Genomic DNA, 24,734 nt, shown 5'->3' with positions numbered 1-24,734 from the left:
AGCCGGGGGAGGTGGAACCACCATGGACCACGGCGCGCACTAGGCTGGATGTTTTGGGCGTAGCCTTCGATCGCTCCGTCGCAACGACTAGGCTTCGGGACCTGTGCGGAGCGATCCGTTCATTATTCGCTTCATCCCTGTCAGCAGGCGATGGTGGATGTGGGAGTGGCGGTGCCGGACATGCATGGCCGAATAGATCGGGTGGGAAATGGCAGGAGCATCCGGAACTACCCTTGCGACGGCTTCGTCCTCGAGCTTCTTTGCCACCGGATGCGTCACATAAGCAGTGCCGCCGCGCTGCCGCAGCAGAAATTCAATCGCCCCGATATTGCCGACGGTGACGGAAACATCTTCGAGTTCGGGCAGCAACTGCTTGTGGGCCAGGCTGAACGGAATTGAGTGAAACGCTTTGATGTAGTCGGCTTTGTCGATTTCTTTCAGGGCGACATCGCGCGTGCTGACCATCAGATAGCGCTCCTCGGCGATTTCCTCATAGTGCATGTCGGGCAGGTGACGCGGAGAATACAGGACCGCCAGGTCGAGGCTGCCTTGCATGACGTCGTGGATCATCTGGTCCGAATAGTCGATTTCCACATAGACGGCGAGGTTGGGCAGCGTTTGCCTGATCCATTCAAGCCAGCCCACCAGGAGGCGTTCATACATCTGGCTGGCCAGTCCAACCCGCATGAACTGGTCGAAGATCCCGATCGTTTGGATCTCACGGCGGGCGTCCACCCAATGAAGCTTAAGGGCGCGGGCATGCTGCTGGAATCGGATTCCGGATGCCGTCAGTTCCGTGCCCGACTTCCCCCGTATGAAGAGCTGCTTGTCGAGCATTCCTTCCAGCGTGCGGATGCGGCTGGATACGGTGGATTGTGTCAGCCTCAGACGCTCGGCGGTTCGATTGAAGTTCTTTGTCTCGGATAAATCCAGGAACGTTTCCAGCAACTCAAGATGCATGCCGTTTCCTCTTTGCAAGGACATAGAGGTCCGGCTCTAATCGAAATTTTCGATTAATGCGACATCGAACGCTTGCTTGCTAGCCTCGGCCCAAGCCGACAGCATGTCCGCTTGGCATTCACTGGACATAGGTATTCGCGGCATGGAGACCGTCAAATTTACGCAGATGAAGGATGGGGACCGGGAAGACTATGATTTCCTGGCCAGGCATGAGATCGAGTTCGCGGCAGGAACTGCCGACCGCCTGATGGCGGCGATGGTCGATCTCGACAAGTCGCTGTCCGGATACAAGGTCACCAGGCTTGGCCATTCGGTCCAGAGCGCGAGCCGGGCGTGGCGTGCGGGCGCCGATATCGATTGGGTGGTTTCCACGCTGCTGCACGACATCGGCGATATCTACGCCCCGTATAATCACGACGAATATGCCGCCGCGATCATCCGGCCCTTCGTGCGCGAACAATGTGCCTGGGTCGTCGAAAAGCACGGCGACTTCCAGCTGCTTTATTACGGACAGCATGTGGGGGCGAACCCGCAGAAGCGTCAGGCTTATCGGGACAGTCCCTATTATGACGACTGTGCGGAATTCTGCGAACAGTGGGATCAATCGAGCTTCGACCCGGACTATGAAAGCCTGCCCATCGATTTCTTCGCGCCCATGGTTCGCGAGGTCTTTTCGCGCAAGGCCTACGATCCTGCGGTAACGCGGCCAGGCACCAGAATGCCGCTGGCGGACACGGCGGTCGCTGTCGCGCGGAATTCTCCCACCTAGAACCATTCCGCATATGCGGCGTCACTCGCAGTGGCTGCGAAGGCGATACGATTCCAGAAAGGCAACTCATGAACTTCTTCAAGAGCAATTCCGATCACGTTCCCCAGCATGTCATCGACCTTGCCGAGGGCGCCATGCCCGGAAAGATGGATCGGCGCGAGTTTCTGGCGACTGCCAGCCTGTTTGGGGCGTCGACGGCCATGGCTTATGGGTTGCTCGGCCTCTCCACGCCTGAGGCCGCTGCCCAGGAGCCGAAGAAGGGCGGCATCCTGAAAGTGGCCATGGTGGTCAAGGAACCCAAGGACCCCCGAATATCGGAATGGCCGGAGGTTGGGAACGCGCAACGGCAAACGCTTGAACCGTTGGTGAAATACACCAGCGACTTCACATTCGAGCCCAACCTGCTCGAAAGCTGGGAGGTCAACGAGGACGCCACCGAATATGTCCTTAAATTGCGCGATGGCGTGACCTGGACCAATGGCGACGCCTTCAATGCCGATGACGTCGTTTTCAACTTCACCCGCTGGTGCGACCGGTCGGCCGAAGGCAATTCCATGCCCGGGCGCCTCGGGACGCTGGTCGACGAAGCGTCGGGAAAGCTCCGCGAAGGCGCGGTCACCAAGATCGACGATCTCACCGTCAAGCTGACGCTGCTGAAATCGGATATCACGATCATACCGTCGATAACCGACTACACCGCCCTGATCGTCCACCGCAGCTTCGATGAGACCGGAGCAAATTTTGCGGCGAACCCGATTGGCACGGGCCCGTTCGAACTCGTTTCCTATGACGTCGGCGTGCGGGTCGAATACAAGCGCCGCGAAGACGGAAAATGGTGGGGTGGCGAAGCACTGCTGGACGGTATCGAGTTCATCGACTACGGCTCCGATCCCAATGCTACCGTCAACGCCTTTGAATCGGGTGAAGTTCATACGAACTACGAGACGACCGGCGACTTCGTCTCGATCCTCGATGGCCTGGGCCTGGTCAAGTCGGAGGTCGTCACCGCCGCTACCATCGTTTGCCGCACGAACATCGGCAACAAGCCCTATGATGATGTGCGGGTCCGGCAAGCGATACAGCTTGCGGTCGACAACGAGATTGTCTTGCAACTCGGCTATGGCGGTTTGGGCTCGGTGGCGGAAAACCACCATGTCTGTCAGATCCACCCGGAATATGCCGAACTTCCTCCCATTGCTCGCGACATCGACAAGGCGAAGGCGCTCATGGCCGAGGCCGGTCAGCTGGATTTCGAGCATGAGCTGATCTCGACCGACGAGGAGTGGCACAAGAACACCGGCGACGTCATCGCCACCCAAATGCGGGAGGCGGGCTTCAAGGTGAAACGCACTGTCCTGCCAGGCTCGACCTTCTGGAATGACTGGGCCAAGTATCCGTTTTCGCTGACGACCTGGAACTCGCGCCCTCTCGGGGTCCAGATATTGGCGATCGGCTATCGGTCGGGAGAATCTTGGAACGAAACCGCATTCGCGGACAAGGAGTTCGACAGCAAGCTCGAAAGAGCGATGTCGGTGTCCGATGCCGACGCGCGGCGAGAGATCATGAAGGATATCCAGACCATCCTTCAGCAGTCCGGTGTGATCATCCAGCCGTACTGGCGCAAGCTCTACAACCATTCTGCGGCTGCGGTGCAAGGCCACCGGATGCACCCGTCCTTCGAGATGGATATGGGCAAGGTCTGGCTCGACCCAGACGCATGACCTTCGCGGCTGCGTGATCCACCGCGCGGTGGATCACGTGGAGGCATTGGACGGAGCCAAGGGAAGATAGCTTTGGACTAGCTGCGGTATTGACCCGGATAACCCGGCTCTCGATGCCCTGCGCTCAGTTCTTGCGGGTGCCAGGGTCGCCGTCGATCGCTTCCTGGTGATACCAGGCCGTCTCCGGCGCGATCTTCAATTTGCGCAATGCCCTTAGCTCTGCCGCGAATTTGGCCTGGGCGCTTAAAATTGAGGCAGTTCGATGCCCGCCGGCGGGAAAGCTCAAGATTTGTGCCGACGGGCGATTTGTCTTCGCGTCCATTGTCGGAAATCCCGTTCACTTCTTTCGACAAAGATTCAGTACTGCATAAGCCGTTGTTTGCAAGTCATTTGGGCATGATGCCTGCAAAAATATCATGAACTGCATAGTAGTTGTGCAGTCTGTGAAAATGCTGGTCCGGATGGCACGCCATCCCCCAGTCGAACACGACATCGCATCGTCATTGCACTTGAACGTTGGCTACGGACTGGCACGCGGCTTGCTTAACGCCTTGTGGCTGCGGCCGTTCCCGGCCGGAGACGCCCTTCGAGGGCTTCGGATTGAACTATTGCTGACGTGAGGTCGAAATGACGAAATACAAGCTCGAATATATCTGGCTGGACGGATACACGCCGGTCCCCAATCTCCGCGGCAAGACGCAGGTCAAGGAATTCGAGGCCTTCCCGACGCTCGATCAGCTGCCGCTCTGGGGTTTCGACGGCTCGTCCACGATGCAGGCAAAGGGCCATAGCTCCGACTGCGTGCTGAAGCCCGTCGCGCTCTACCCGGACCCAGCCCGCACCAACGGCGTGCTCGTCATGTGCGAGGTCATGATGCCGGACGGCGTCACGCCGCACGCCTCCAACAGCCGCGCCACCATCCTCGACGACGACGACGCCTGGTTCGGGTTCGAGCAGGAATATTTCTTCTACAAGGACGGCCGCCCGCTCGGTTTCCCCGAAAGCGGCTATCCGGCCCCGCAAGGTCCGTACTACACCGGTATCGGCTACAAGAACGTCGGCGACATCGCCCGCCAGCTTGTCGAGGAGCACCTCGACCTCTGCCTCGCCGCAGGCATCAACCATGAAGGCATCAATGCCGAGGTGGCCAAGGGCCAGTGGGAATTCCAGATCTTCGGCAAGGGCTCCAGGAAGGCCGCCGACCAGATCTGGATGGCGCGCTACCTGCTGCTGCGCCTGTGCGAAAAACACGGCATCGACATCGAGTTCCACTGCAAGCCGCTCGGCGACACCGACTGGAACGGCTCCGGCATGCATTGCAACTTCTCGACCAGATACATGCGCGAAATTGGCGGGAAGGCCTATTTCGAAGCGCTGATGGCGGCCTTCGACCGGAACCTGATGGATCACATCGCCGTCTACGGGCCGGACAACGACAAGCGCCTGACCGGCAAGCACGAGACCGCGCCGTGGAACAAGTTCAGCTATGGCGTTGCCGACCGCGGAGCCTCGATCCGTGTCCCGCATTCTTTCGTCAAGAACGACTACAAGGGCTATCTGGAAGATCGCCGCCCGAACTCGCAGGGCGACCCCTACCAGATCGCCTCGCAGGTCTTGAAGACGATTTCGGAAGTTCCGGTCGACGCGGCAGAGAAGGCCGCGGCCTGAAAGCCGGCGAACCTGGTTCGCGATCCCAACCCTCGGCGCCCTGCCGCCGGGGGTTTTGCCTGCTCGCTTCCCTCCGCCATCGGGCGCCTACCCTCCAGGCATGCGCGACGCCGCCGGCAGACGACATGACCTGCGCGCGTCTGTAACCAGTTCGTTTCCGGCCGGCAGGCTGTCCGGCGCTGACCCGCAACAACGGTGGTCTACCGATGGGACCGCCGCATCGCAGCAGCGATTCGGCCTGTCTTTCGGAGCATGTCATGATCGAGGACGTGCGCGGGCGCATCGAATTCGAGGACCAGGGGTGCGGTCCGACACTCGTGCTGGTGCCGGGTTCGTGCAGCACCGGCCTTGCATGGCGGCCGGTGGTCAAGGCGCTCGACGGACGATTTCGTTGCGTGACGACCAGTCTGCTCGGCTATGGTCAGACGGCCGAGCGCCGGCTGGAAGATAATCCGTCGGTCGAACTCGAAGTCGAAATCCTCGAGCGGGTCATCGGCAAGGCGTCCGCCGGCGCGGGCGTGCATCTCGTCGGCCATTCCTTCGGCGGAGCGATTGCGCTGCTCGTCGCCATGCGCAGGCGCGTCCCGATCGCCAGTCTGACCGTGCTTGAAGCACCAGTTCCATCCATTCTCAAGCACTGCGGCGAGGACGCGCATTATCGCGCCTTCCGCGAGATGACGGACGCCTATTTCGCCGGCTGGCGCGGAGGCGACCGGCAAGCGATCCGAACGATGATCGATTTTTACGGGGGCGAGGGGACCTACGCTGCCTGGCCCGAGCGGGTGCGCGCCTATGCCGTCGAAACGACGCCGGTCAACATGCTCGACTGGGCCTGCGCCTATGACCAGCCGCTCTCGCCGGAGATGCTGGCGGCGATCGAGGTTCCGGTGTCCGTGGCCGTAGGCGCGCGGAGCCATCCCGCGATCTGCCGCGCCAATGGCCTGGTCGCGATGTCGATCGAGGGCGCGACCTTCAAGACGGTCGCCGGGGCGGCGCATTTCATGATCTCGACCCATCCGGCTCATGTCGCCGAGCTGATAGAGGCCAGCGTGAGAGCGGCTCGAACGCCGGGCGCCCCGAAATCCTTGGTCGCAGCGAATGGAAACACTGATCCGTTGAGTGCCTGCTGCTGCGGAACGACACGTTGAAGCCGGGACGTTTCAGCATGCCTCTTCGACAAATTAGCAAAAGGTGATATTATGATCGTCGCGGGCACCGCCTTTACGCCCGCGACGATCGCCGAGCTGCGATCAAGGCTTTTCCTCGTTGATAAAGCCATAGGAGGCTTAGATGAAAACACGTGATTTCCTGCCGCGCGCAGGAGCGGCGACGCTTGCCTTTGCAGGACTTGGGGCGGGTGCAGCGATTGCTTTTGTAGGCGACAATTCCGATGCCGCCCGGCTGCGCGAAGCTGCCGCTACCGAGTTACGGAAAGCAGCCCATTGCTTGGTTGCAACCGTTTCGCCTGACCTGAAGGACACCGCGGCCGCGAAAGCCTATGAAGACGGCGACGTGCCGCTGTGGAAAGACCTTGGCTCGCTGAGCTATCCCGTCAGCACGAAAAATGCAGAAGCACAGGCCTATTTCGACCAGGGACTGAAGCTGGCCGCGAACTTCAATCACGCCGAAGCTCAACGGTCGTTCCGGAAAGCCCAGCGCCTCGATCCGGACTGCGCGCTCTGCTTCCTCGGCGAGGCGCTGATACTGGGCCCCAACATCAATGTGCCCATGGCCCCCGAGGCGAACGGGCCGGCGCTGGCGGCGTTGCACAAAGCACAGGCGCTGGCGGGCGGCGCGACCGACAAGGAGAAGGCGCTGATCGAGGCTGTCGCGACGCGCTATTCGGACGACCCGAACGCCGAGCGGCCGCCGCTCGACGCCGCCTTCGCCGACGCCATGGCAACGCTGTCGGACAAATATCCCGACGATCTGCTGTTGGCGGTCGCGGCGGCCGAAGCCGGCATGGACACCCAGCCCTGGGACTACTGGGAACCCGGCGGCAAGGTGCCGAAGGGCCGTGGCGCCGATATCCAGAAACGCCTGGAAGCGGTCCTGGCCAAGAAGCCCGACGATCCCTGGGCGATGCACCTCTATATCCATTTCGTCGAGGCGTCCGATCGCCCCGAGCGGGGCGAACCCTATGCCGACCGCCTCGCGGCGCTGATGCCCGGCGCCGGGCACATCGTGCACATGCCGAGCCATATCTACTACCGGATCGGCCGCTATGGGGATTCGCTGGACGCCAACAAGACAGCCTCGAAAGTCGATGAGACCTACATAGCCGAGACAGGAGCAGTGGGCGTCTATCCGATCGGCTATTATTCCCACAACGTCCACTTCGTGCTGGTGTCGGCTGCGTTGCTCGGCGAAAAAGCCACCGTCCTCGAGCAGGCGGACAAACTCGATAAATGGCTGAGCAACGACGTTGCGACAGCCATACCCATCTCCCAACCGGTCAAGGCGGCCCCGTACTTCGCCTGGGCGCAATACGCCGATCCGGACACCGTGCTTGCGCTGCCGGATCCTCCGGGCGCACCGCCTTACGTGAAGGCGATGTGGCACTACGCGCGGGGCGCTGCCCTTGCGACCAAGAAGGATGCGGCTGGAGCGCGCGCGGAGGCCGATGCAATCCAGAAGATCCTGACTGAGACGGATTGGTCTGTTCTCGACGCATGGGGCATTCCGGCGCGTCCGGTGCTCCAGGTCGCCGGTGACGTCGTGCTCGCCCGGGCTGCGCAGGCCGAGGACGATCAGAAGACCGCCGTCGAGGTCCTGAAAAAGGCTGCGGCGGCGCAGGACACCATCCCCTATATGGAGCCGCCGTTCTGGTACTATCCGGTAAGGCAGTCGCTCGGCGCAGCGCTGCTTGCGACGGGCCAGCCGGTGGAAGCGGAAAAGGAGTTCCAAATGGCGTTGGAGCGCGAGCAGGGCAGCGCCTGGGCTCTCAATGGGTTGAAGGAGGCGGCCAAAGCCAAGGGCGACGCGCTGGCCGAACAGAAAGCTTCCGACGAACTAGCCAAAGCTTGGCGCGGCGACCCCGGCATGCTCACGCTGGGACGTTTGTAGGCATGCGCCTGTCCAACCAGACCAAAGAAAAACCCCGGCATGTCGCCGGGGTTTTCGTCTTGCTGGAACGGTCGGCCGCAAAGCTCAAACCGAATAGTACATGTCGAACTCGACCGGGTGCGGCGTCATCTCGAAACGCATCACCTCGGCCATCTTGAGCTCGATGTAGGCATCGATTTGGTCGTCGTCGAAGACGCCTCCCGCCTTCAGGAAGCCGCGATCCTTGTCGAGGCTCTGCAGCGCCTCGCGCAGGCTGCCGCAGACGGTCGGGATCTTTTTCAGCTCTTTCGGCGGCAGGTCGTAGAGATCCTTGTCCATAGGCTGGCCGGGATGGATCTTGTTCTTGATACCGTCGAGGCCGGCCATCAGCAGCGCCGCGAAGCCGAGATAGGGATTTGCACCCGGATCGGGGAAGCGCACTTCCAGCCGCTTCGATTTTGGCGACGAGCCGAACGGGATGCGGCAGGAGGCCGAGCGGTTGCGGGCCGAATAGGCGAGCAACACCGGCGCCTCATAGCCCGGCACCAGGCGCTTATAGGAGTTGGTCAGCGGGTTGGTGAAGGCGTTGATCGCCTTGGCGTGCTTGATGACGCCGCCGATGAAATAGAGGCAGTTTTCCGACAGGCCGGCATACTCGTTGCCGGCAAAGGTCGGCTTGCCGCCCTTCCAGATCGACATGTGCACGTGCATGCCCGAGCCGTTGTCGCCGAAGATCGGCTTCGGCATGAAGGTCGCCGTCTTGCCATAGGCGTTGGCGACTTGGTGCACGACGTATTTGTAGATCAGCATCTTGTCGGCGTTGCGCACCAGCGTGTCGAACTTGATCCCGAGTTCGTGCTGGGCTGCCGCCACCTCGTGATGGTGCTTTTCGACGCGCACGCCCATCTCGGCGAGCACGGTCAGCATCTCGGAGCGCATGTCCTGCGCCGAGTCGATCGGCGGCACCGGGAAATAGCCGCCCTTGACGCGCGGGCGATGGCCCAGATTGCCCGTCTCGTAATGGGTGTCGTCGTTCGACGGCAGTTCGGTCGAATCGAGATGGAATCCGGTGTTGTACGGATCGGCCTTGTACTTGACGTCGTCGAACACGAAGAACTCGGCTTCCGGACCGACATAGATCGTGTCGCCGATGCCTTCCGACTTCATGTAGGCCTCGGCCTTCTTGGCGATGCCGCGCGGGTCGCGGTTGTAGGGCTCTCCCGATACCGGGTCGAGGATGTCGCACAGGACGACCAGGGTTGATTGCGCGAAGAACGGGTCCATATGAACCGTTTCGGTGTCGGGCATGAGCACCATGTCGGACTCGTTGATGGCCTTCCAGCCGGCAATGGAGGAGCCGTCGAACATCACGCCGTCGGCGAACATGTCCTCATCGACCTCGGCGATATCCATCGTAACGTGCTGCAACTTACCCTTGGGATCGGTGAAGCGCAGGTCGACGAATTTCACGTCGTTGTCCTTGATCTGCTTCATGATGTCTTTGGCTGTGGTCATGTCCTGCTTCCCTGAATCGTTGACCTGATAACCGCTTGGTTCAGACGGCGTCTATGCCCGTTTCGCCGGTGCGGATACGGATGACTTCTTCGATGTTTGAAACGAAAATCTTGCCGTCGCCGATACGGCCGGTCTGCGCGGCCTTGCGGATCGCCTCGATGGCGCCTTCGACCGCGTCGTCGCCCAGCACTACCTCGATCTTCACCTTGGGCAGGAAGTCGACGACGTACTCGGCGCCCCGATAGAGTTCGGTATGTCCCTTCTGGCGTCCAAAACCCTTGGCTTCGGTCACGGTGATGCCTTGCAGCCCAGCTTCCTGAAGCGCCTCCTTCACCTCGTCGAGCTTGAACGGCTTTATGATTGCCTCGATCTTCTTCATTTCCTGAGCCTCCAATGCCGGACGTGGGGCCCTTGGCCCCGCTTGCGCAACGTCTAGCACGAACCGTGCCAGTCCGCTCCACAGGAGTGATATTGCGTGGAAATTGTCGGTGGAGGAGAAATTTGATTTCAGAGGACGATATCTGCTCGAAATCGATGTTTCCTTGCGCAGAGGCTACAACTGCCACCAAATCAGGCAGTGTAAAGATTGTGCAGGCTGCCCAAATTGTGAGCAAGAGGCTTTGCATGGGAAGGGGTAAGGCGCCCAACTATTCCGCAGTTCGCGAGGTTCGTGCTACCGGAAGCCGATGAGCAAAGCAGCGCCGATCCACGATGCATGAGTTGTTGACGCCTCAGGAAATGGCTGAAGCCGACCGTCTGGCAATCGAAGCCGGACCGTTCGACGGCATGGGACTGATGCGGCACGCGGGTTCCGCGGTCGCGGCTCTGGTGCTCGAGCGCTACCCTGAAGCGAAGGCTGCGGACGTCCTTTGCGGCCCGGGCAACAATGGCGGCGACGGCTATGTTGTGGCGAAGCTGCTGCGGGAGGCTGGCATGCCGGTTCGGCTGTGGGCGCTCGGTAAACCGAAACAAGGCACCGATGCTGCGACTGCCGCCGATGAATGCCCGATAGGGGCAGTCCCCCTGGCAGGGTTCTCGCCAACACAGGGGTCGATCGTGATCGACGCGCTGTTCGGGGCGGGCCTGTCGAAAGCGATCGAGGGCGAAGCGGCCAAGGCTATCGAGGTATGCGCCGCCGCCGGTTCGACGGTCATCTCCGTCGACTTGCCATCGGGCGTGTCGGGGGAGACCGGACAGGTTCTCGGCACGGCGTTCAAGGCAGAGCTGACAGTCACGTTCTTCCGCAAGAAGCCCGGGCATCTTCTCCAGCCGGGACGCGAACTCTGTGGCGACACGAGCATCGCCCAGATCGGCATCAGGCGGCAGGTGCTCGATACGATCAGGCCGGCCTGTTTCGAGAATACGCCGGCGCTGTGGGGCCGGGAGTTTCCACAGCCGGCAACGGACACGCATAAATATGCGCGCGGGCATGTCGGCGTGGTCTCAGGCGGCATATCGTCGACGGGCGCCGCGCGGCTCACGGCCATCGCCGCGGCACGCGCCGGGGCAGGGGCGGTCACGCTGCTGTCGCCCCGCAGCGCGCTTGCGGTGAACGCGGCGCACCTGACCTCTATTATACTCCGCAAGGCGGATTCGCCGGAGGAGGTTGCTGAATGGCTGGACGAGCGAGGGCCTGGCGCGCTTGTCTTGGGGCCGGGCCTGGGGCTTCAGGAAAGCGTCGGCGACTTCGCGCTCGGGCTGGTTACGGCCAGTGCTGGCCGCGTTCGTCATATCGTTTTGGACGCCGACGCGCTGACCCATCTATCCCGCCGCCGCGATGAGTTTCTCCTCGCTTTCCAGGCAAAGAACGCGCCGCAAGTCGTGCTGACGCCTCATGAAGGCGAGTTCGCCCGTGTCTTTCCGGAACTTGCCCGCGACCGAAACGCATCGAAGGTCGACCGCGCGCGCAAGGCGGCCGCGCTCGCCGGCGCGACAGTGATCCTGAAGGGACCGGACACCGTGATTGCGGCCGCCGACGGTCGTGCCGCGATCAACGCCAATGCCGCCCCCTGGCTCGCTACCGCCGGCTCTGGAGACGTTCTTGCCGGCATCACCGCCGGTTTTCTGGCGCAGGGGATGCCATCCTTCGAGGCGGCGTCGGCAGCTGTCTGGCTGCATGCCGAGGCCGGGTCGCGCTTCGGCCCGGGCCTGATCGCCGAGGATATTCCGGGCCTGCTTCTGCCGCTGCTGCGCGATCTTCTGGACTCCCCCTAGAACCGCAGATTACGGCTTTCGCCCCCATGCCTGGAAGATGCGCGGCAGGGCCAGCGTCGTATCGGGCCGTGCCGCGAACGCCTGCAATTCCAGCTTGAGGCTTGCGAGTTCCTCGGCCGTCGCAAGATTCGCCGCCACGATTGCATCGCTGACGGCGCCGAGCGTCAGCGATGAAATCTGCTTCACCTCGCCGCTATGACCGTAGGGTTGGACGAGCGAGGACTGCACGTCGGCGAAGCCCGCGATGTCGAGCATCCTAGCGAGACGGCGGCCGATGAAAGCGTCGGCGCCGCGCTGCTTCGCCGTGGCCGCGTAGAGTTCGCTGTAGCGGTAGAATGCCTCGCAGTATGGATCGCAGAAATGGCCGCCGAAATCGATATCCTCGACGACGATGACGCCGCCTGGCGACAGCGCCTCCTTTGCCCGGTAGAGCAGGGCTTCGGGCACCGGCAGATGCGTCAGCACGAAGCGAACGTAGACGAAGCCGGCCTCTTCCGCCGGCCACTTCTCGACCACGCTGCTCCTGTGGAACTCCACATGAACGGTCGCGCGCCGTTCCGCCTCGCCACGCGCCGATGCGAGCTTGGTCTCGTCGAGATCGAGCCCGATCACCCGGCCGGCGGATCCGACCCGCTCGCCCAGCTCGAAGCTCACGTCGCCGGCGCCGCATCCGGCGTCGACCACTGTCAGCCCACCCAGCGGCTCGAAGCGGTCGAGCAGGCCCTCTGTTGTCGGCGCCAGCACCCGCGCCAGCACGGACAGCCGGGCACGGCCTTCTTCTCCGCCCTTGATGATGTAGCTGTGCAGTTCGTCGGCCGTGGGCATGACAGGCTCCTCAAACTGCCGTGGTCCCGAGGTCGATCGGCGTTTTTCGAGGGAAGGCCGACTGCACGGCGCTGGCAGGAAATATGCCACGCCGCATCCGTCCAGGCAAACGGTGCAAAGGAGTTATACGCGCTCCATGAACGCCATCGCCCCGTGCGGCGCGCGCACCTTTCCCGACGTGATGAAATAGACGAACACGTCGCGCGGCTCGACCGATGCTTCGCTCGCCGGATCGGCGCGGGGGAGATCGTGGGGCGCCTTGCCCTCGGCCCAGAGCTTTGCGCGTTTTGCCCAGGCGTCGAGCGCCTTCGGCGTGTAGCAGGTCGGCTCGTCGTCCGAACCCGTCTGCAGCCGCGCGTAGACGAAGTCGCCGGTCACGTCGGAGATCGCCGGGTACTTCTCGTGGTCGGCATAGACGATGGCGACATCGTGCCTGCGGCAGAGCGCGACGAACTCGGGCACGATGAAGGAGTCGGTGCGGACCTCGACCGCGTGGCGGAGCTTCACCCCGTCCTGCTTCTCCGGCAGCAGTTTCAGGAAGGCGCCGAAATCGTCCTCGTCGAATTTTTTCGTCGGCGCGAACTGCCAGAGGATCGGCCCGAGCTTGTCGCCGAGCTCGGAGACGCCGGAGCCGAGGAAGCGCTGGACGGACTCGCCGGCTTCGGCGAGCACGCGGCGGTTGGTGGCGAAGCGGATCGCCTTCAGCGAGAAGACAAAACCGTCGGGTGCATCGGCCGCCCATTTGGCGAAGGTCGGCGGCTTGAAGGTCGAGTAGTAGGTGCCGTTGACCTCGATGGTCGGTACCTGCCGGCTGGCATAGTTGAGCTGCTTCGCCTTCGAGAGTTTTTCGGGATAGAAAGAGGTGTCCCAAGGCTCGAAGGTCCAGCCGCCCATTCCTGCCCTGATCTTTCCTGAAGCTGCCATCGTGACCTCCTATTCGTGTCGGACGCGGCAACCGTTGGCCTCTCCGTCACCGGAAGTCCATGGCCGGGCGCCAGGGGATGAGCCATTGCTGACACTCCCTGACGCCCGGCAAGCGCGTCAGAGCAGGTCGGCGGGAACCTTGCCGCCATTGTCCTTGAGCTTCTGGATGACCTGCTTGTGCAGCCAGACGTTCATCTTGGCGGAATCGTTCTTGTCGCCGGTGTAGCCGAGCTCGTCGGCCAGCTCCTTGCGCGCGCCGATGCTGCTGTCGAGCTTCAGCGCCTTCATCAGGTCGACGATGGACTTCTTCCAGTCGAGCTTCTGGCCGCTGGCCTTCACCGCGGCGTCGAGGATGGCGGCGACATCGACCGCACCGCCGGCCGACGCGGGGGCAGGCGCCTTGGTGGGCGCGGGAGCCGGGGCGGCGGACTCCGTCTTCGGAGCGGGCGCAGGCGCGGAAGGCGCAGCCGTCGCCGAAGCGGTCGCCGGCTTGGCGGAGGTGCTGGCGATGGTCGTCGGCGCCGCCGCGGCCGCGTCTTTTCCACCCCAGATGGCGCTTTTGATCTTGTCGAAGATACCCATTCTCTCTTTCCCTGTGCTTCGTGGACTATCCGCCCGCCATGCAAAAATGCATGCAGGACGGTTGTAGCCGCTGCCCGGCGAAGATCAAAGGCCGATCACCCTGTCCCGGCAGCCGGGATCGTCGCCGCACCGGCTTTTTGTCCGGCCTGGCCATTGAAAATTTTCAGAAAATCCGACCCGGGCGGCCATGCATCATGACGTGTCGGGATGCTCCAGCGCGTGGAGGGCCAGCGCATGGGCATGCGCCAGAACCGCGTCGACCTCGCGGACGTTGCGCTTGATGGTTGCGGCCGGGTCGTAGCGCGACAGACGGCCGCCGGGCGGGCGACCGGGACGCAGGGGCGAGACGCGTTTGATGCGGCCGGGTGCTTTGCGCGTGTCCGCCGCGCCCCCTCCGTCCCGGAGCCAGTCCTTGGTCTTGCCGAAGGCAAGACCCGGGGAGGACACCTCTTCGCAGGGGAGGATCGATGCCGCCCGCCGCGCCTTCCAGCGGGCGAAGCGCCTTGCCTGTCCCGGCAGGTCGTCGAGCGCGGCGGCCAGTGCTGCGAGGCGCAGGGCCAGCCGCGTGGCGTCGATCGCGTCGTCGGGCGAGGGCGGCGGCGGGAGGGAAAACGGTTGGACGAGACCGGGCAGAAGGATGCGCGGGGCGGCGTGCGCGGGGACGATGCGGGTTTTCTGCAGGCGGGAGAAACGGCGTGGCGGGTCGAACAGCGGCAGGCAAGGTTTTCGCGGACGGGCAGCGCGCAAGGCGGCGATTCGCCTGGCAGCGGCGGCGCTCGCGACGTCGGTCGGAGACATGACGACGGCGATGCCGAAACGGCGAAGAAGCGGCTCGACGGTCGTGGGCTTGGTCTCGCGTTTTTGCGGCTGCGGCAGGGCCACCGTCATGCCGCGCGCGGACGCGATGATCAGCCGCCGCGCGGCGGATTCGGCCGGACGCAGCAGCCGCAATATGGCGAGCCGGAGATGGCGGGGCAGGGTTGGACGGCTGCCGGACCCCTCACCAGGTTCGGCTAGCGGCTCGGCTTCGCCTCGCCGAGCCGAACCATCCTCTCCCGCAAGGGGAGAGGAAAGGCAGCCAAGCCCGGCCATGGCGACAAGGCCGGCCAGGATGCGCTTCAGCGCCTCGAGATTGTGGTTGATCGCCGCCGTTCCGTCCATCGCCGCCTCCTTTCAAGGCGGCGGGATTATCGTACGGGTGGGGAGGGGCGTGGATAAACTGCTCGTGGTTTCGCGCCCTCCCTTCTCCCCTTGAGGGAGAAGGTGTCGCCCTCGCGCGAACGCAGTGAGCGGGAGAAAAGGCGACGGATGAGGGGTGTTCGCAGGATCGCCGACCTCTCATTCCTTCCAACCCCCCTCATCCGACCTCGCTTCGCTCGGCCACCTTCTCCCTCAAGGGGAGAAGGAAGGGTTCCATTGTATCTAGCTAGGTTTCTAGCTACATTATCGCCATGGCCACGATCAACATGCACGACGCCAAGACGCAGCTTTCCGACCTCGTCGCGCGCGCCGAGGCGGGGGAGGAGATCGTCATCGCCCGCCGCAACAAGCCGGCGGTGCGGCTGGTGCCGGTGCGTGACGCGGGCAGGAAGGAACCGGCGGGCTTTGCCGAGGACGGACAAGCCGAGTTCGACATCAAGGGGCTACGACAGGCTTTGGAGGCGGGCAGGGAGTTCACCATCATGCAGAATGGCAAGCCTGTTGCGACAGTCGCGCCGGCTGCAAAGAAGAAGCGCGTGCCGGGGCGGTTCAAAGGCCAGATGTCGCTGCCCGACAGCTTCTTCGATCCGCTGCCTGCTGACGAACTGGCGGCTTGGGAAGGCAAGTATTCGAACGACGGCAAATGGTAGGGTGCCTGCTCGATACGCACACCCTGGCCTGGTGGCTGATGGACAGCCCGATGCTGCCGATCAAGGTGAGACGCTTGCTGGAGGACGCCGACAATAGGGTCTTTGTCAGCACGGTTTCCGCCTATTGAAGCGAGCTACAAGCACTATCGGGGCCGTTGGCCCGAGGTCGCGCCGCTGGTGAATGCGTTCGAGGAAGTGGTTGCGGCGGAGGGGTTCGACCTTCTGCCGCTCTCCGCCCGGCACGCGATCCGGGCGGGCTCGTATGGCCCGGAACATCGCGATCCGTTCGACCGGATGCTCGCGGCTCAGGCAGTGGTGGAGGGGCTGATACTGGTGTCGAAGGATAGGTGGCTGAGCGGGATGGGAGCAGAGGTGGTGTGGGGGTAGGTCATCGTTGTAAGCTCCCTCCTAATGTGCGACGCCCCATTAATCGGAACTCACATCTACGATTTTTTTCCCCGGCATGATCCATCTTGCGAAACTGGGACAGTCTTGCTTTGCTCCTGTCACCACGCTGTCTGGGCATGCTGACATGCTCTTCGCATTAACGGTTCGGATTCTCGAATATGATCTGGCAAAGCTTTCAGAGTGGTTGGACCCGCTTCTCCAATGAGTCTAGTCATTGGCAATTCCTATCTAGGTATTTCCATCCTGCGCTGACGCGGTTTTTTGTCAGCTGGTTCGCCCTCGCGCCACTCGCTGTCAACACCTTGGACATCGTGTCCGCAGCCCAGGCCAGCCATCCCATACTAATGATGTTTGGAAATCTTGAGCTGCCGTTTAGCTGGATTATACTGTGGTTCGCCTCGTTCGCGTATTTTGTAGCGTTCCTTATATATACTTTTTGTGCACCTAGTTTTATGCAACGTTATCCGTCTTATCTTGCATATGCAGAACGCGGACATTCTCCTCGGTGGCTGGCTTGGGAATCCTATTACGCCTACCCTAAACTTGATATTTCACAGCAACAAAAGTTCTTGGAACGATTGCTGGCGAAGAAATTTGCGGAGTCGACAGCAAGCGCAGGTAATCCAAGCGAGAAACCGTCAGTTGAAGGTGATGGCACCAAGTGGACGTTTGTCTACGGTGATAAATCCTATGTTCTCTCAATCAATGAGAGTCTATCTGAAGATAGGCAAAGGGATTTGTTCTGGGAACTACTTGGACGGTATTCCGCGTCTAAAGTATATATTAGATACTTTATTTGGGTATCGTTGGGATGTGCCGTAGTGATGACGGCTATAACTGTTATTCAGAACATAATTTTCGTTATTAGGTATTTGTTTGAATTATGAGCTACAAGTATTACCTTGCGCTCACCAGCCAGTTGCCGTTCTGCAGCATTCCACTCAGATTGGATAGCTACAACAGGTGTCAATTTTCGTGCGCATATTGCTTCTCGAAGGCCCGAGGGGGTGCCGTCGGCAATGGGCCGGCTCAATCGTTAGCACCACGGCAACTTTTTAAAAGGCTGCGACGCGCACACTCTGGTCTCGCTAGGGGTGCGGTCGAGGAATTCTTAGCCCACCGCATCCCAATTCAGTTCGGAGGTATGAACGATCCGTTCAGCCCGTGGGAGAAGACGTGGGCGGTATCGTTGGCAGCGCTCGAAATACTACGCGAATTTGATTATCCATTCGTAATAAGCACGAAAAGCGCAATGCCGGCCGAACCAGCATATTTGCGCGCGCTTCAGGGTGCCAATGCATATGTGAGAATTTCTGTCACAGGCGGAGATCTGCCAACGCAGTCCGGAATGGAGCGTGGCGTACCAAACTTAGATGAACGGCTAAGGGCTGCAGCGGAACTGGCTTCTAGAGACATTGCGGTCTCGCTAAGACTCCAGCCAATTATTTGGGGACAGGAGGAAGCCGCTGCTAATCAAATAAGAATGTTTGCTTCCGTCGGCGTGAAGCATGTTACAGCAGAATACCTAAAGCTGCCGGTGGAGCGGGCTTCCAAGCAATATAGCGAGTTGCGTAGGATAGATACGAAACTGAATGATCGGTATCGCTCGCTTGGGGCGAAGCTAGTTGGTAGAGAATATGTCTTGCCAGCAGATGCAAAAATCAAACAGTTGCGATCTTTGGAGCGCGTCGCACGGTCTTGCGGTGTAAGCTTTGGATACGCTGACAATGATCTTCTTCATCTAAACCGATTCCGCTCTTGCTGTAACGCGGCAGATAGGTACCTGCGAAATGCGAATTTTTTCTCTTTCAACATTCTCGGTATCATCAAAGCGCAGATGGGAATGAGCCAGCTCAGGTTTGACATATCTCGAAATGAGTGGCTGCCTCTAAGTAATATGTTCAGCCACTTGAATTCTCGTTCCCGACCAGATGGGGCGATACAATCCTCGTGGCGAGAAAGCTGGATTTTGTATCTCAGAGAAAAATGGAACTCGTCGCCAGAGCGCGGTGGTCCGTCATCTTATTGGGGAATTAAAAGTACTGATAGAAGGGACGATGCAGGAAATTTGGTATACACACACAACTACGATGTTGGGTGAATAACTAGTCGTAGTCTGCGTGGTCAACGTTCTGAGAAAATCCCCACTCACTCCGCCGCCTGCGCCCTTTTTCCCGGCCGTCTCCCCAGCAGTTCCTTGAGGAACTGCCCCGTATAGCTGCGCTTCTCGGCCGCGATATCCTCCGGCGTGCCTGACGCCACGAGCTCGCCGCCGCCGTCGCCGCCTTCGGGGCCGAGGTCGAGGACCCAGTCGGCGGTTTTTATCACTTCGAGATTGTGCTCGATGACGACGACCGTGTTGCCCTGGTCGACCAGCTCGTGCAGCACTTCGAGGAGCTTCGCGACGTCGTGGAAATGCAGGCCGGTGGTCGGCTCGTCGAGGATGTAGAGCGTCTTGCCGGTCGCCTTGCGCGACAGCTCCTTCGCGAGTTTTATGCGCTGCGCCTCGCCGCCGGACAACGTGTTGGCCTGCTGGCCGATATGGATGTAGCCGAGGCCGACCTGGTTCAGCGTGACCAGCTTGTCGCGCACACCAGGCACCGCCGAGAAGAACTCGACGCCTTCCTCGACCGTCATGTCGAGCACGTCGGCGATCGACTTGCCCTTGAACAGCACGTCGAGCGTCTCGCGGTTGTAGCGCTTGCCGTGGCAGACGTCGCAGGTGACGTAGACGTCGGGCAGGAAGTGCATCTCGATCTTGATGACGCCGTCGCCCTGGCAGGCCTCGCAGCGGCCGCCCTTGACGTTGAAGGAGAAGCGGCCCGGCTGGTAGCCGCGCGCCTTGGCCTCCGGCAGGTTGGCGAACCAGTCGCGGATCGGCGTGAAGGCGCCGGTGTAGGTGGCCGGGTTGGAGCGCGGCGTGCGGCCGATCGGGCTCTGGTCGATGTCGATGACCTTGTCGAGGAATTCCAGTCCCTCGACGCGGTCGTGCTCGGCCGGGTGTTCTCTGCTGCCCATGATGCGGCGCGACGCCGCCTTGAACAGCGTCTCGATCAGGAAGGTCGACTTGCCGCCGCCCGACACGCCGGTGACGGCGGTGAAGACGCCGATCGGGATCTCGGCGGTGACGTTCTTCAGATTGTTGCCGCGCGCACCGACGACGCGGATGCGCTTGTTCTTCTTCGGCTGGCGGCGGGATGGCGGCGTGGCGATCTCCAGCTCGCCGGACAGATATCTGCCGGTGATGGAGTTGGGGTTCGCCATGATGTCGCGCGGCGTGCCCTGCGCGATCACCTGGCCGCCATGGATGCCGGCGGCCGGGCCGATGTCGACGACATAGTCGGCATGCAGGATGGCGTCCTCGTCATGCTCGACGACGATCACCGTGTTGCCGAGGTCGCGCAGGTGCTTCAGCGTGTCGAGCAGGCGGGAATTGTCGCGCTGGTGGAGGCCGATCGAGGGCTCGTCGAGCACGTAGAGCACGCCTGTCAGCCCCGAGCCGATCTGCGAGGCCAGCCGGATGCGCTGGCTCTCGCCACCGCTGAGCGTGCCGGAGTTGCGGGACATGGTGAGGTAGTCGAGGCCGACATCGTTGAGGAAGCGCAGCCGCTCGCGGATCTCCTTCAGGATGCGCGCGGCGATCTCGTTCTGCTTGGCCGAGAGATGGTCGGGCAGGTCGGTGAACCAGCGGTCGGCCTTGCGGATCGACATTTCGCTGACCTGGCCGATATGCAGGCCGTCGATCTTCACGGCGAGCGACTCGGGCTTCAGCCGGTAGCCGTTGCAGGCAGGGCAGGGGGTGGCCGACATGAAGCGCTCGATCTCCTCGCGCATCCAGGCCGATTCCGTCTCCTTCCAGCGGCGCTCCAGATTGGGGATGACGCCCTCGAAGGTCTTGGTCGTCTTGTAGGAGCGCAGGCCATCGTCATAGCTGAAGGTGATTTCCTTCGAGCCGGTGCCGTGCAGGATGGCGTCCTGCGCCTCCTTCTTGAGGTCGGAAAAGCGGTCGCCGAGCTTGAAGCCGTAGGCCTTGCCGAGCGCTTCCAGCGTCTGCGCGTAATAGGGCGAGGTCGACTTAGCCCATGGGGCAACGGCGCCGTCGCGCAGCGACACGGTCTCGTCGGGCACCACCAGGCTGGCGTCGATGGCGCGCTGGCTGCCGAGCCCGTCGCAGGACGGGCAGGCGCCGAACGGGTTGTTGAAGGAGAACAGCCGGGGCTCGATCTCGGGGATGGTGAAGCCCGACACTGGGCAGGCGAATTTCTCAGAGAAAAGAATGCGTTCGTGGGTTTCATTCGCGCTCTTGTTGACCGCATCCGCGCCGGTCTGGCTGGCGTCGAGCGGCTTGTCGGCGAATTCCGCGACCGCGATGCCGTCTGCGAGCTTCAGCGACGTCTCGAGCGAGTCCGCCAGCCGGGTGGCGAGGTCGGCGCGCACCACGATGCGGTCGACCACCACGTCGATGTCGTGCTTGTACTTCTTGTCGAGGGCAGGGACGTCGGCGATCTCGTAGAAGGCGCCGTCGACCTTGACGCGCTGGAACCCCTTCTTCTGCAGCTCGGCGAGTTCCTTGCGGTACTCGCCCTTCCGCCCGCGCACGATGGGGGCGAGGATGTAGAGCCGCGTGCCCTCGTCGAGCGCCAGCACCCGGTCGACCATCTGGCTGACCGTCTGGCTCTCGATCGGCAGGCCGGTCGCCGGCGAGTAGGGGACGCCGGCGCGGGCGAACAGCAGGCGCATGTAGTCGTAGATCTCGGTGACCGTGCCGACCGTCGAGCGCGGGTTGCGCGAGGTCGTCTTCTGCTCGATCGAGATCGCCGGCGACAGGCCGTCGATCTGGTCGACGTCCGGCTTCTGCATCATCTCCAGGAACTGGCGGGCATAGGCCGACAGGCTCTCGACGTAGCGGCGCTGGCCCTCGGCATAGATGGTGTCGAAGGCGAGAGACGATTTTCCCGAGCCGGAAAGGCCGGTCATCACGATCAGCGAGTCCCGGGGCAGGTCGAGATCGACGTTCTTGAGGTTGTGCTCGCGCGCGCCGCGAATGGAAAGGTATTTGTGGTCGGCCATGGCCGGGTCCGCCGCCTCGTCTACTTATTGTGTTTAAGCATCGGATTGGTCCGAAAAACCGCTTCGCACTTTTCGGTCCGATGCTCTGAAATGTCGGGATGGCAGGGTGTCACCGGCCAGCCTCTTATTTAGGTATTTTCGCCGCTACGTCGAGGGCGGTGCCCTTGTTCCCAGGAGGTCTAGCCCTCCTCTTGCCCGCAGGGCAAGCGAAAAGAACAGAGGTAGAACGGGCTCCTGACAATTCCGCGTGGATAAGCTTCTCTCAAGAAGCGACGATCACATTTCTTTGCAGGCGACCTTTCGCGGTTGACGCCACAGGCCACGAGGTCCAAGTTTAATAAGTGTCTCACGGAGCCGGATGCCCACCGGACATCATCGCTGCCAAAGGGCGGTTTGCGAGACGCCGCAGACCAGCGACGAGGCGACCGTAGAGGCTTGCGAAAACTGACGAAGGAGGAAGGAATGACTCCACCGGACAGTCTCGAGAGGCTCCTCTAAAGGAACTGGAGCCTAGGCAGACAACTCCCTGATCCGTCAGGCGAAACCTGATCTCAGGTGAAACGAGGTCTGCTGAATCAACCGACAATCAGAGACTACAAGTCGGATCGTCGGCCGAACGCCGCGTTGCATCCGAAGAACCGCCGGTGATGGATTCCGGCAATTATCGGGCATGCCCGAACCAAAAAGGCCCTGTCCTCTCCGAGCGAGAGACAGGGCCGTTCCTTGATACGCCCTCCTTCGTCCGTTCACGGAGTCCGGCGGCGGATGGCTCCGGCGCAGGCAAGGAAAGCTGGAGCAGGCCTTGCTTTTCATGCTGGAACAAAGTAAGAACAAACAACATGTGGACAGCGGGCCGTAAACGGCCTTTCGGGCGGGTCGTCGGGAGCGCGGTCCTGTAGGGTGCGTCCACAATCGATCTCGATCAAATTTCGGATGAGCGCGGAGTAGTATCATGGCAGGTAGCGTCAACAAGGTCATTCTGGTGGGAAACCTTGGGGCTGATCCCGAAATTCGCCGCCTGAATTCGGGCGATCCGGTCGTCAACATCCGTGTCGCGACGTCGGAAAGCTGGCGCGACAAGAACAGCGGCGAGCGCAAGGAAAAGACTGAGTGGCATAACGTCGTGATTTTCAACGACAATCTTGCCAAGGTCGCCGAGCAATATCTGAAGAAGGGTATGAAGGTTTATGTCGAGGGTCAGCTGCAGACCCGCAAATGGCAGGACCAGACCGGCCAGGATCGCTACACGACCGAGGTGGTACTGCAGAAATTCCGCGGCGAGCTGCAGATGCTGGACGCGCGCGGGCAGGGCGGTGAGGGCGGCCAGGTGGGCTACTCCGGCGGCGGCCGCGGCTCGGACTTCGGCCAGTCGAGCCCGAACGAAGGCTACAGCCGAGGCGGTGGAAACCGCGGCGGCGGCGGTGGTGCTTCGCGCGAGCTGGATGACGAAATTCCGTTCTGAGCGTCTGCCTATCCCGGCAGAGCGTCTCTGCATGATTACATAACGAACGGACGTCAAGGCATTGAAAGCACGGGTCAAATGGGTCGAGGACCGGACCTTCGTCGGTGAGACGGAGTCCGGCCACAAGATGGTGTTCGGCACAGCATCAGGCGCCGACGGCGCAAAGCCTAAGCCTGGTCCGAGCCCCATGGAACTGGTGCTGATCGGGGCCGGCGGCTGCTCCGCCTATGACGTCGTCCATATACTGGAAAAGGGCCGCGAGGCGGTCGAGGACTGCGTGGTCGAGATGGATGCGGAACGGGCCGAAACCGACCCGAAGGTTTTCATCCGCATCCATATGCACTTCATCGTCAAAGGGCGCGCGCTCGCCGAGGCCAAGGTCAAGCGCGCCATCGATCTCTCGATCGAGAAATATTGCTCGGCAACGGCCATGCTTTCGAAGACCGCGACGGTCACGCACGACTTCGAGGTGGTCGATACGCAGGTGTAAGGGTCACGCCGCCGCAGCCAGCGCCCTGATGCCGTCGGCGACGAACTGGACGGCCAATGCCGCGAGCAGCACGCCGAGCAACCGCGTCAGGATGGAACGGCCGGTTTCGCCGAGAATGCGGTCAACGCGTTCGGCGAGCAGGAAGACCAGGTAGGTCAGCAGCAGACAGACCGCGATGATCCCGATCAGCGCGGCCTTGGCGGGTCCCTGGAATGTTCCGGACAGGAGCACCGTGGCGGAGATGGCGCCGGGCCCCGAAATCAGCGGAATCGCGAGCGGAAAAGCCGCGATGTTGTGGATCAGATCCCTGGTGATCGCCACCTCGGCGGTCTTCTCCTTGCGATCCTGGCGCTTCTCGAAAATCATCTCGAAGGCGATGAAGAACAGCAAAAGACCGCCGGCCACACGGAAGGCAGGCAATGTGATGCCGAAGACCGACAGGATCGTCGCTCCGGCCAAGGCAAACAGAGCCAGTATGCCGAAGGCAATGAGCGAGGCGCGGATCGACACCTGATTACGCTCGTGGCGATTCATGCCGCTGGTGAGCGCAAGGAACAGCGGAGCAAGTCCCGGCGGATCGATCGTGACGAGGATGGTCAGGAATGCGTTGAAGAGTCCGTCATAGCTCGGCATTGCATTCCCGCCCATGTAAAGACGGTCTTTCTAGCGCATCGCCGGCGAATCCGAAAATCTCGGAGGACAGGCTGCGCAACGTTTCCAAGCCAATCAATCAGTCGCATAAGTTCCATAATATATCTTATGCGACTTTTGTATTGGCATCGAGCTATGAGCCTGAGACCGGTCCCGTTCCTGTTCCCCGGTTTTGCTCGTCCTTTGCGTCCGTGCTCAAGAATGACAACGCCGCAGTCGCGCGACCGTCTCGGCTTACTGGCGCAAAGCCGGCTGTGTGACTGCGGCTAGGAAGTCAGGCCGCCTCGTTCGGATAACCGGCGGTTTCCAGCGCGCGCGAGATCGGCGCGGCGTCGGCGTCCGTGACGATCGACACAGTCCTCGACGGCAGATCGACGGTCACAGACGCCTTGCTGTCCACGCTCTGGATCGCCTTGGTCACCGTTCCCGCGCAGTGCCCGCAGGTCATGTCGGGCACGTTCAGTTTCAGCATGTCTGTCTCCATCGTTTGGGTTTGGCAAATCGCCAGGAGCCCAACATGGGGTTTCCAGTCACAGGAAGGTCAAATGGCGACGAGATCACGGTTTCGTTACCGGACGAA

General features: G+C 61.7%; 24 protein-coding genes. 13 read left to right on the top strand and 11 right to left on the bottom strand.

Features of this window, described 5'->3' with window-relative positions:
• Positions 1–87 precede the first annotated feature (87 nt).
• Positions 88–960, bottom strand: a complete 873-nt coding sequence (locus tag D8676_RS23285) for a LysR family transcriptional regulator (RefSeq protein ID WP_121583480.1) — start codon at positions 958–960, stop codon at positions 88–90.
• Positions 961–1,102: 142 nt separating this feature from the next.
• On the opposite strand from D8676_RS23285, the gene D8676_RS23280 reads away from it, so the two are divergent.
• Complete coding sequence (locus D8676_RS23280) at positions 1,103–1,729, top strand: HD domain-containing protein (RefSeq protein ID WP_121583479.1); 627 nt, start codon at positions 1,103–1,105, stop codon at positions 1,727–1,729.
• A gap of 68 nt (positions 1,730–1,797) precedes the next feature.
• A complete protein-coding gene (locus D8676_RS23275; RefSeq protein WP_121583478.1) occupies positions 1,798–3,450 on the top strand; it encodes an ABC transporter substrate-binding protein in 1,653 nt (550 codons plus the stop codon).
• 124 nt (positions 3,451–3,574) lie between these two features.
• Here D8676_RS23275 and D8676_RS23270 read toward each other — a convergent pair whose 3' ends face one another.
• Entirely contained in the window at positions 3,575–3,772 is a 198-nt protein-coding gene (locus D8676_RS23270) for a DUF2735 domain-containing protein (protein ID WP_121583477.1), read from the bottom strand.
• Positions 3,773–4,077: 305 nt separating this feature from the next.
• Here D8676_RS23270 and D8676_RS23265 point away from each other — a divergent pair, with 305 nt between their 5' ends.
• From D8676_RS23265 to D8676_RS23255, 3 genes are all read left to right on the top strand, one after another.
• Entirely contained in the window at positions 4,078–5,118 is a 1,041-nt protein-coding gene (locus tag D8676_RS23265; RefSeq protein ID WP_121583476.1) for a glutamine synthetase beta-grasp domain-containing protein, read from the top strand.
• A 257-nt stretch (positions 5,119–5,375) separates the two neighbouring features.
• On the top strand, positions 5,376–6,266 hold the full coding sequence (locus D8676_RS23260) for an alpha/beta hydrolase (protein WP_121583497.1): 891 nt from the start codon (positions 5,376–5,378) through the stop codon (positions 6,264–6,266).
• Positions 6,267–6,408: 142 nt separating this feature from the next.
• The gene (locus D8676_RS23255) at positions 6,409–8,184 is read left to right on the top strand and encodes a hypothetical protein (protein ID WP_121583475.1); all 1,776 of its coding nucleotides are present in this window, start codon (positions 6,409–6,411) and stop codon (positions 8,182–8,184) included.
• Between the two features lie 84 nt (positions 8,185–8,268).
• Here the strand turns inward: D8676_RS23255 and glnA are convergent, their stop codons facing one another.
• Positions 8,269–9,678, bottom strand: coding sequence for a type I glutamate--ammonia ligase (glnA, locus tag D8676_RS23250; protein ID WP_121583474.1), 1,410 nt, complete (start codon positions 9,676–9,678; stop codon positions 8,269–8,271).
• A gap of 40 nt (positions 9,679–9,718) precedes the next feature.
• Positions 9,719–10,057 carry a P-II family nitrogen regulator gene (locus D8676_RS23245; RefSeq protein WP_121583473.1) on the bottom strand — a complete coding sequence of 113 codons (339 nt, stop codon included), beginning with the start codon at positions 10,055–10,057 and terminating at the stop codon, positions 9,719–9,721.
• A gap of 332 nt (positions 10,058–10,389) precedes the next feature.
• On the opposite strand from D8676_RS23245, the gene D8676_RS23240 reads away from it, so the two are divergent.
• Positions 10,390–11,892: an NAD(P)H-hydrate dehydratase gene (locus tag D8676_RS23240; protein ID WP_121583472.1), complete on the top strand. Its 1,503-nt coding sequence runs from the start codon at positions 10,390–10,392 to the stop codon at positions 11,890–11,892.
• Positions 11,893–11,901: 9 nt separating this feature from the next.
• Here D8676_RS23240 and D8676_RS23235 read toward each other — a convergent pair whose 3' ends face one another.
• The 4 genes from D8676_RS23235 to D8676_RS23220 all read right to left on the bottom strand — a co-directional run bounded on the left by D8676_RS23235 (position 11,902) and on the right by D8676_RS23220 (position 15,384).
• On the bottom strand, positions 11,902–12,717 hold the full coding sequence (locus D8676_RS23235) for a methyltransferase domain-containing protein (RefSeq protein WP_121583471.1): 816 nt from the start codon (positions 12,715–12,717) through the stop codon (positions 11,902–11,904).
• 123 nt (positions 12,718–12,840) lie between these two features.
• Complete coding sequence (locus D8676_RS23230) at positions 12,841–13,641, bottom strand: DUF72 domain-containing protein (RefSeq protein ID WP_121583470.1); 801 nt, start codon at positions 13,639–13,641, stop codon at positions 12,841–12,843.
• 117 nt (positions 13,642–13,758) lie between these two features.
• Complete coding sequence (locus D8676_RS23225; RefSeq protein ID WP_121583469.1) at positions 13,759–14,223, bottom strand: DUF3597 domain-containing protein; 465 nt, start codon at positions 14,221–14,223, stop codon at positions 13,759–13,761.
• 192 nt (positions 14,224–14,415) lie between these two features.
• Positions 14,416–15,384, bottom strand: coding sequence for a hypothetical protein (locus tag D8676_RS23220; RefSeq protein WP_121583468.1), 969 nt, complete (start codon positions 15,382–15,384; stop codon positions 14,416–14,418).
• A gap of 290 nt (positions 15,385–15,674) precedes the next feature.
• Between D8676_RS23220 and D8676_RS23215 the strand changes: the two genes are divergently transcribed.
• The 5 genes from D8676_RS23215 to D8676_RS27080 all read left to right on the top strand — a co-directional run bounded on the left by D8676_RS23215 (position 15,675) and on the right by D8676_RS27080 (position 18,582).
• On the top strand, positions 15,675–16,073 hold the full coding sequence (locus D8676_RS23215; protein ID WP_121583467.1) for a type II toxin-antitoxin system prevent-host-death family antitoxin: 399 nt from the start codon (positions 15,675–15,677) through the stop codon (positions 16,071–16,073).
• Positions 16,067–16,201 (top strand): type II toxin-antitoxin system VapC family toxin, encoded by a 135-nt coding sequence (locus D8676_RS27880; protein ID WP_147448244.1) that lies wholly within the window; start codon positions 16,067–16,069, stop codon positions 16,199–16,201. The genes D8676_RS23215 and D8676_RS27880 overlap by 7 nt, the downstream gene beginning before the upstream one ends.
• A 49-nt stretch (positions 16,202–16,250) precedes the next feature.
• Positions 16,251–16,460 carry a type II toxin-antitoxin system VapC family toxin gene (locus D8676_RS23210; RefSeq protein WP_183097212.1) on the top strand — a complete coding sequence of 70 codons (210 nt, stop codon included), beginning with the start codon at positions 16,251–16,253 and terminating at the stop codon, positions 16,458–16,460.
• A 179-nt stretch (positions 16,461–16,639) separates the two neighbouring features.
• Positions 16,640–17,368 carry a hypothetical protein gene (locus D8676_RS27085; protein WP_147448243.1) on the top strand — a complete coding sequence of 243 codons (729 nt, stop codon included), beginning with the start codon at positions 16,640–16,642 and terminating at the stop codon, positions 17,366–17,368.
• Between the two features lie 257 nt (positions 17,369–17,625).
• Positions 17,626–18,582, top strand: a complete 957-nt coding sequence (locus tag D8676_RS27080; protein ID WP_147448242.1) for a hypothetical protein — start codon at positions 17,626–17,628, stop codon at positions 18,580–18,582.
• A 47-nt stretch (positions 18,583–18,629) separates the two neighbouring features.
• Here the strand turns inward: D8676_RS27080 and uvrA are convergent, their stop codons facing one another.
• The gene (uvrA, locus tag D8676_RS23205) at positions 18,630–21,551 is read right to left on the bottom strand and encodes an excinuclease ABC subunit UvrA (RefSeq protein WP_121583465.1); all 2,922 of its coding nucleotides are present in this window, start codon (positions 21,549–21,551) and stop codon (positions 18,630–18,632) included.
• Between the two features lie 952 nt (positions 21,552–22,503).
• On the opposite strand from uvrA, the gene D8676_RS23200 reads away from it, so the two are divergent.
• Positions 22,504–23,013: a single-stranded DNA-binding protein gene (locus tag D8676_RS23200; RefSeq protein ID WP_121583464.1), complete on the top strand. Its 510-nt coding sequence runs from the start codon at positions 22,504–22,506 to the stop codon at positions 23,011–23,013.
• Positions 23,014–23,074: 61 nt separating this feature from the next.
• Positions 23,075–23,503, top strand: a complete 429-nt coding sequence (locus tag D8676_RS23195) for an OsmC family protein (RefSeq protein ID WP_121583463.1) — start codon at positions 23,075–23,077, stop codon at positions 23,501–23,503.
• A gap of 3 nt (positions 23,504–23,506) precedes the next feature.
• On the opposite strand, the gene D8676_RS23190 is transcribed toward D8676_RS23195, so the two are convergent.
• Both D8676_RS23190 and D8676_RS23185 read right to left on the bottom strand, forming a co-directional pair.
• A complete protein-coding gene (locus D8676_RS23190; RefSeq protein WP_121583462.1) occupies positions 23,507–24,136 on the bottom strand; it encodes a MarC family protein in 630 nt (209 codons plus the stop codon).
• Between the two features lie 292 nt (positions 24,137–24,428).
• Positions 24,429–24,626 (bottom strand): heavy-metal-associated domain-containing protein, encoded by a 198-nt coding sequence (locus tag D8676_RS23185; protein ID WP_121583461.1) that lies wholly within the window; start codon positions 24,624–24,626, stop codon positions 24,429–24,431.
• Positions 24,627–24,734 lie beyond the last annotated feature (108 nt).

It is taken from the genome of Mesorhizobium sp. YM1C-6-2, assembly GCF_003666685.1.
In the GTDB taxonomy this organism is placed as follows: Bacteria; Pseudomonadota; Alphaproteobacteria; order Rhizobiales; family Rhizobiaceae; genus Mesorhizobium_K.
This window is presented reverse-complemented; position numbering and strand designations above follow the sequence as displayed.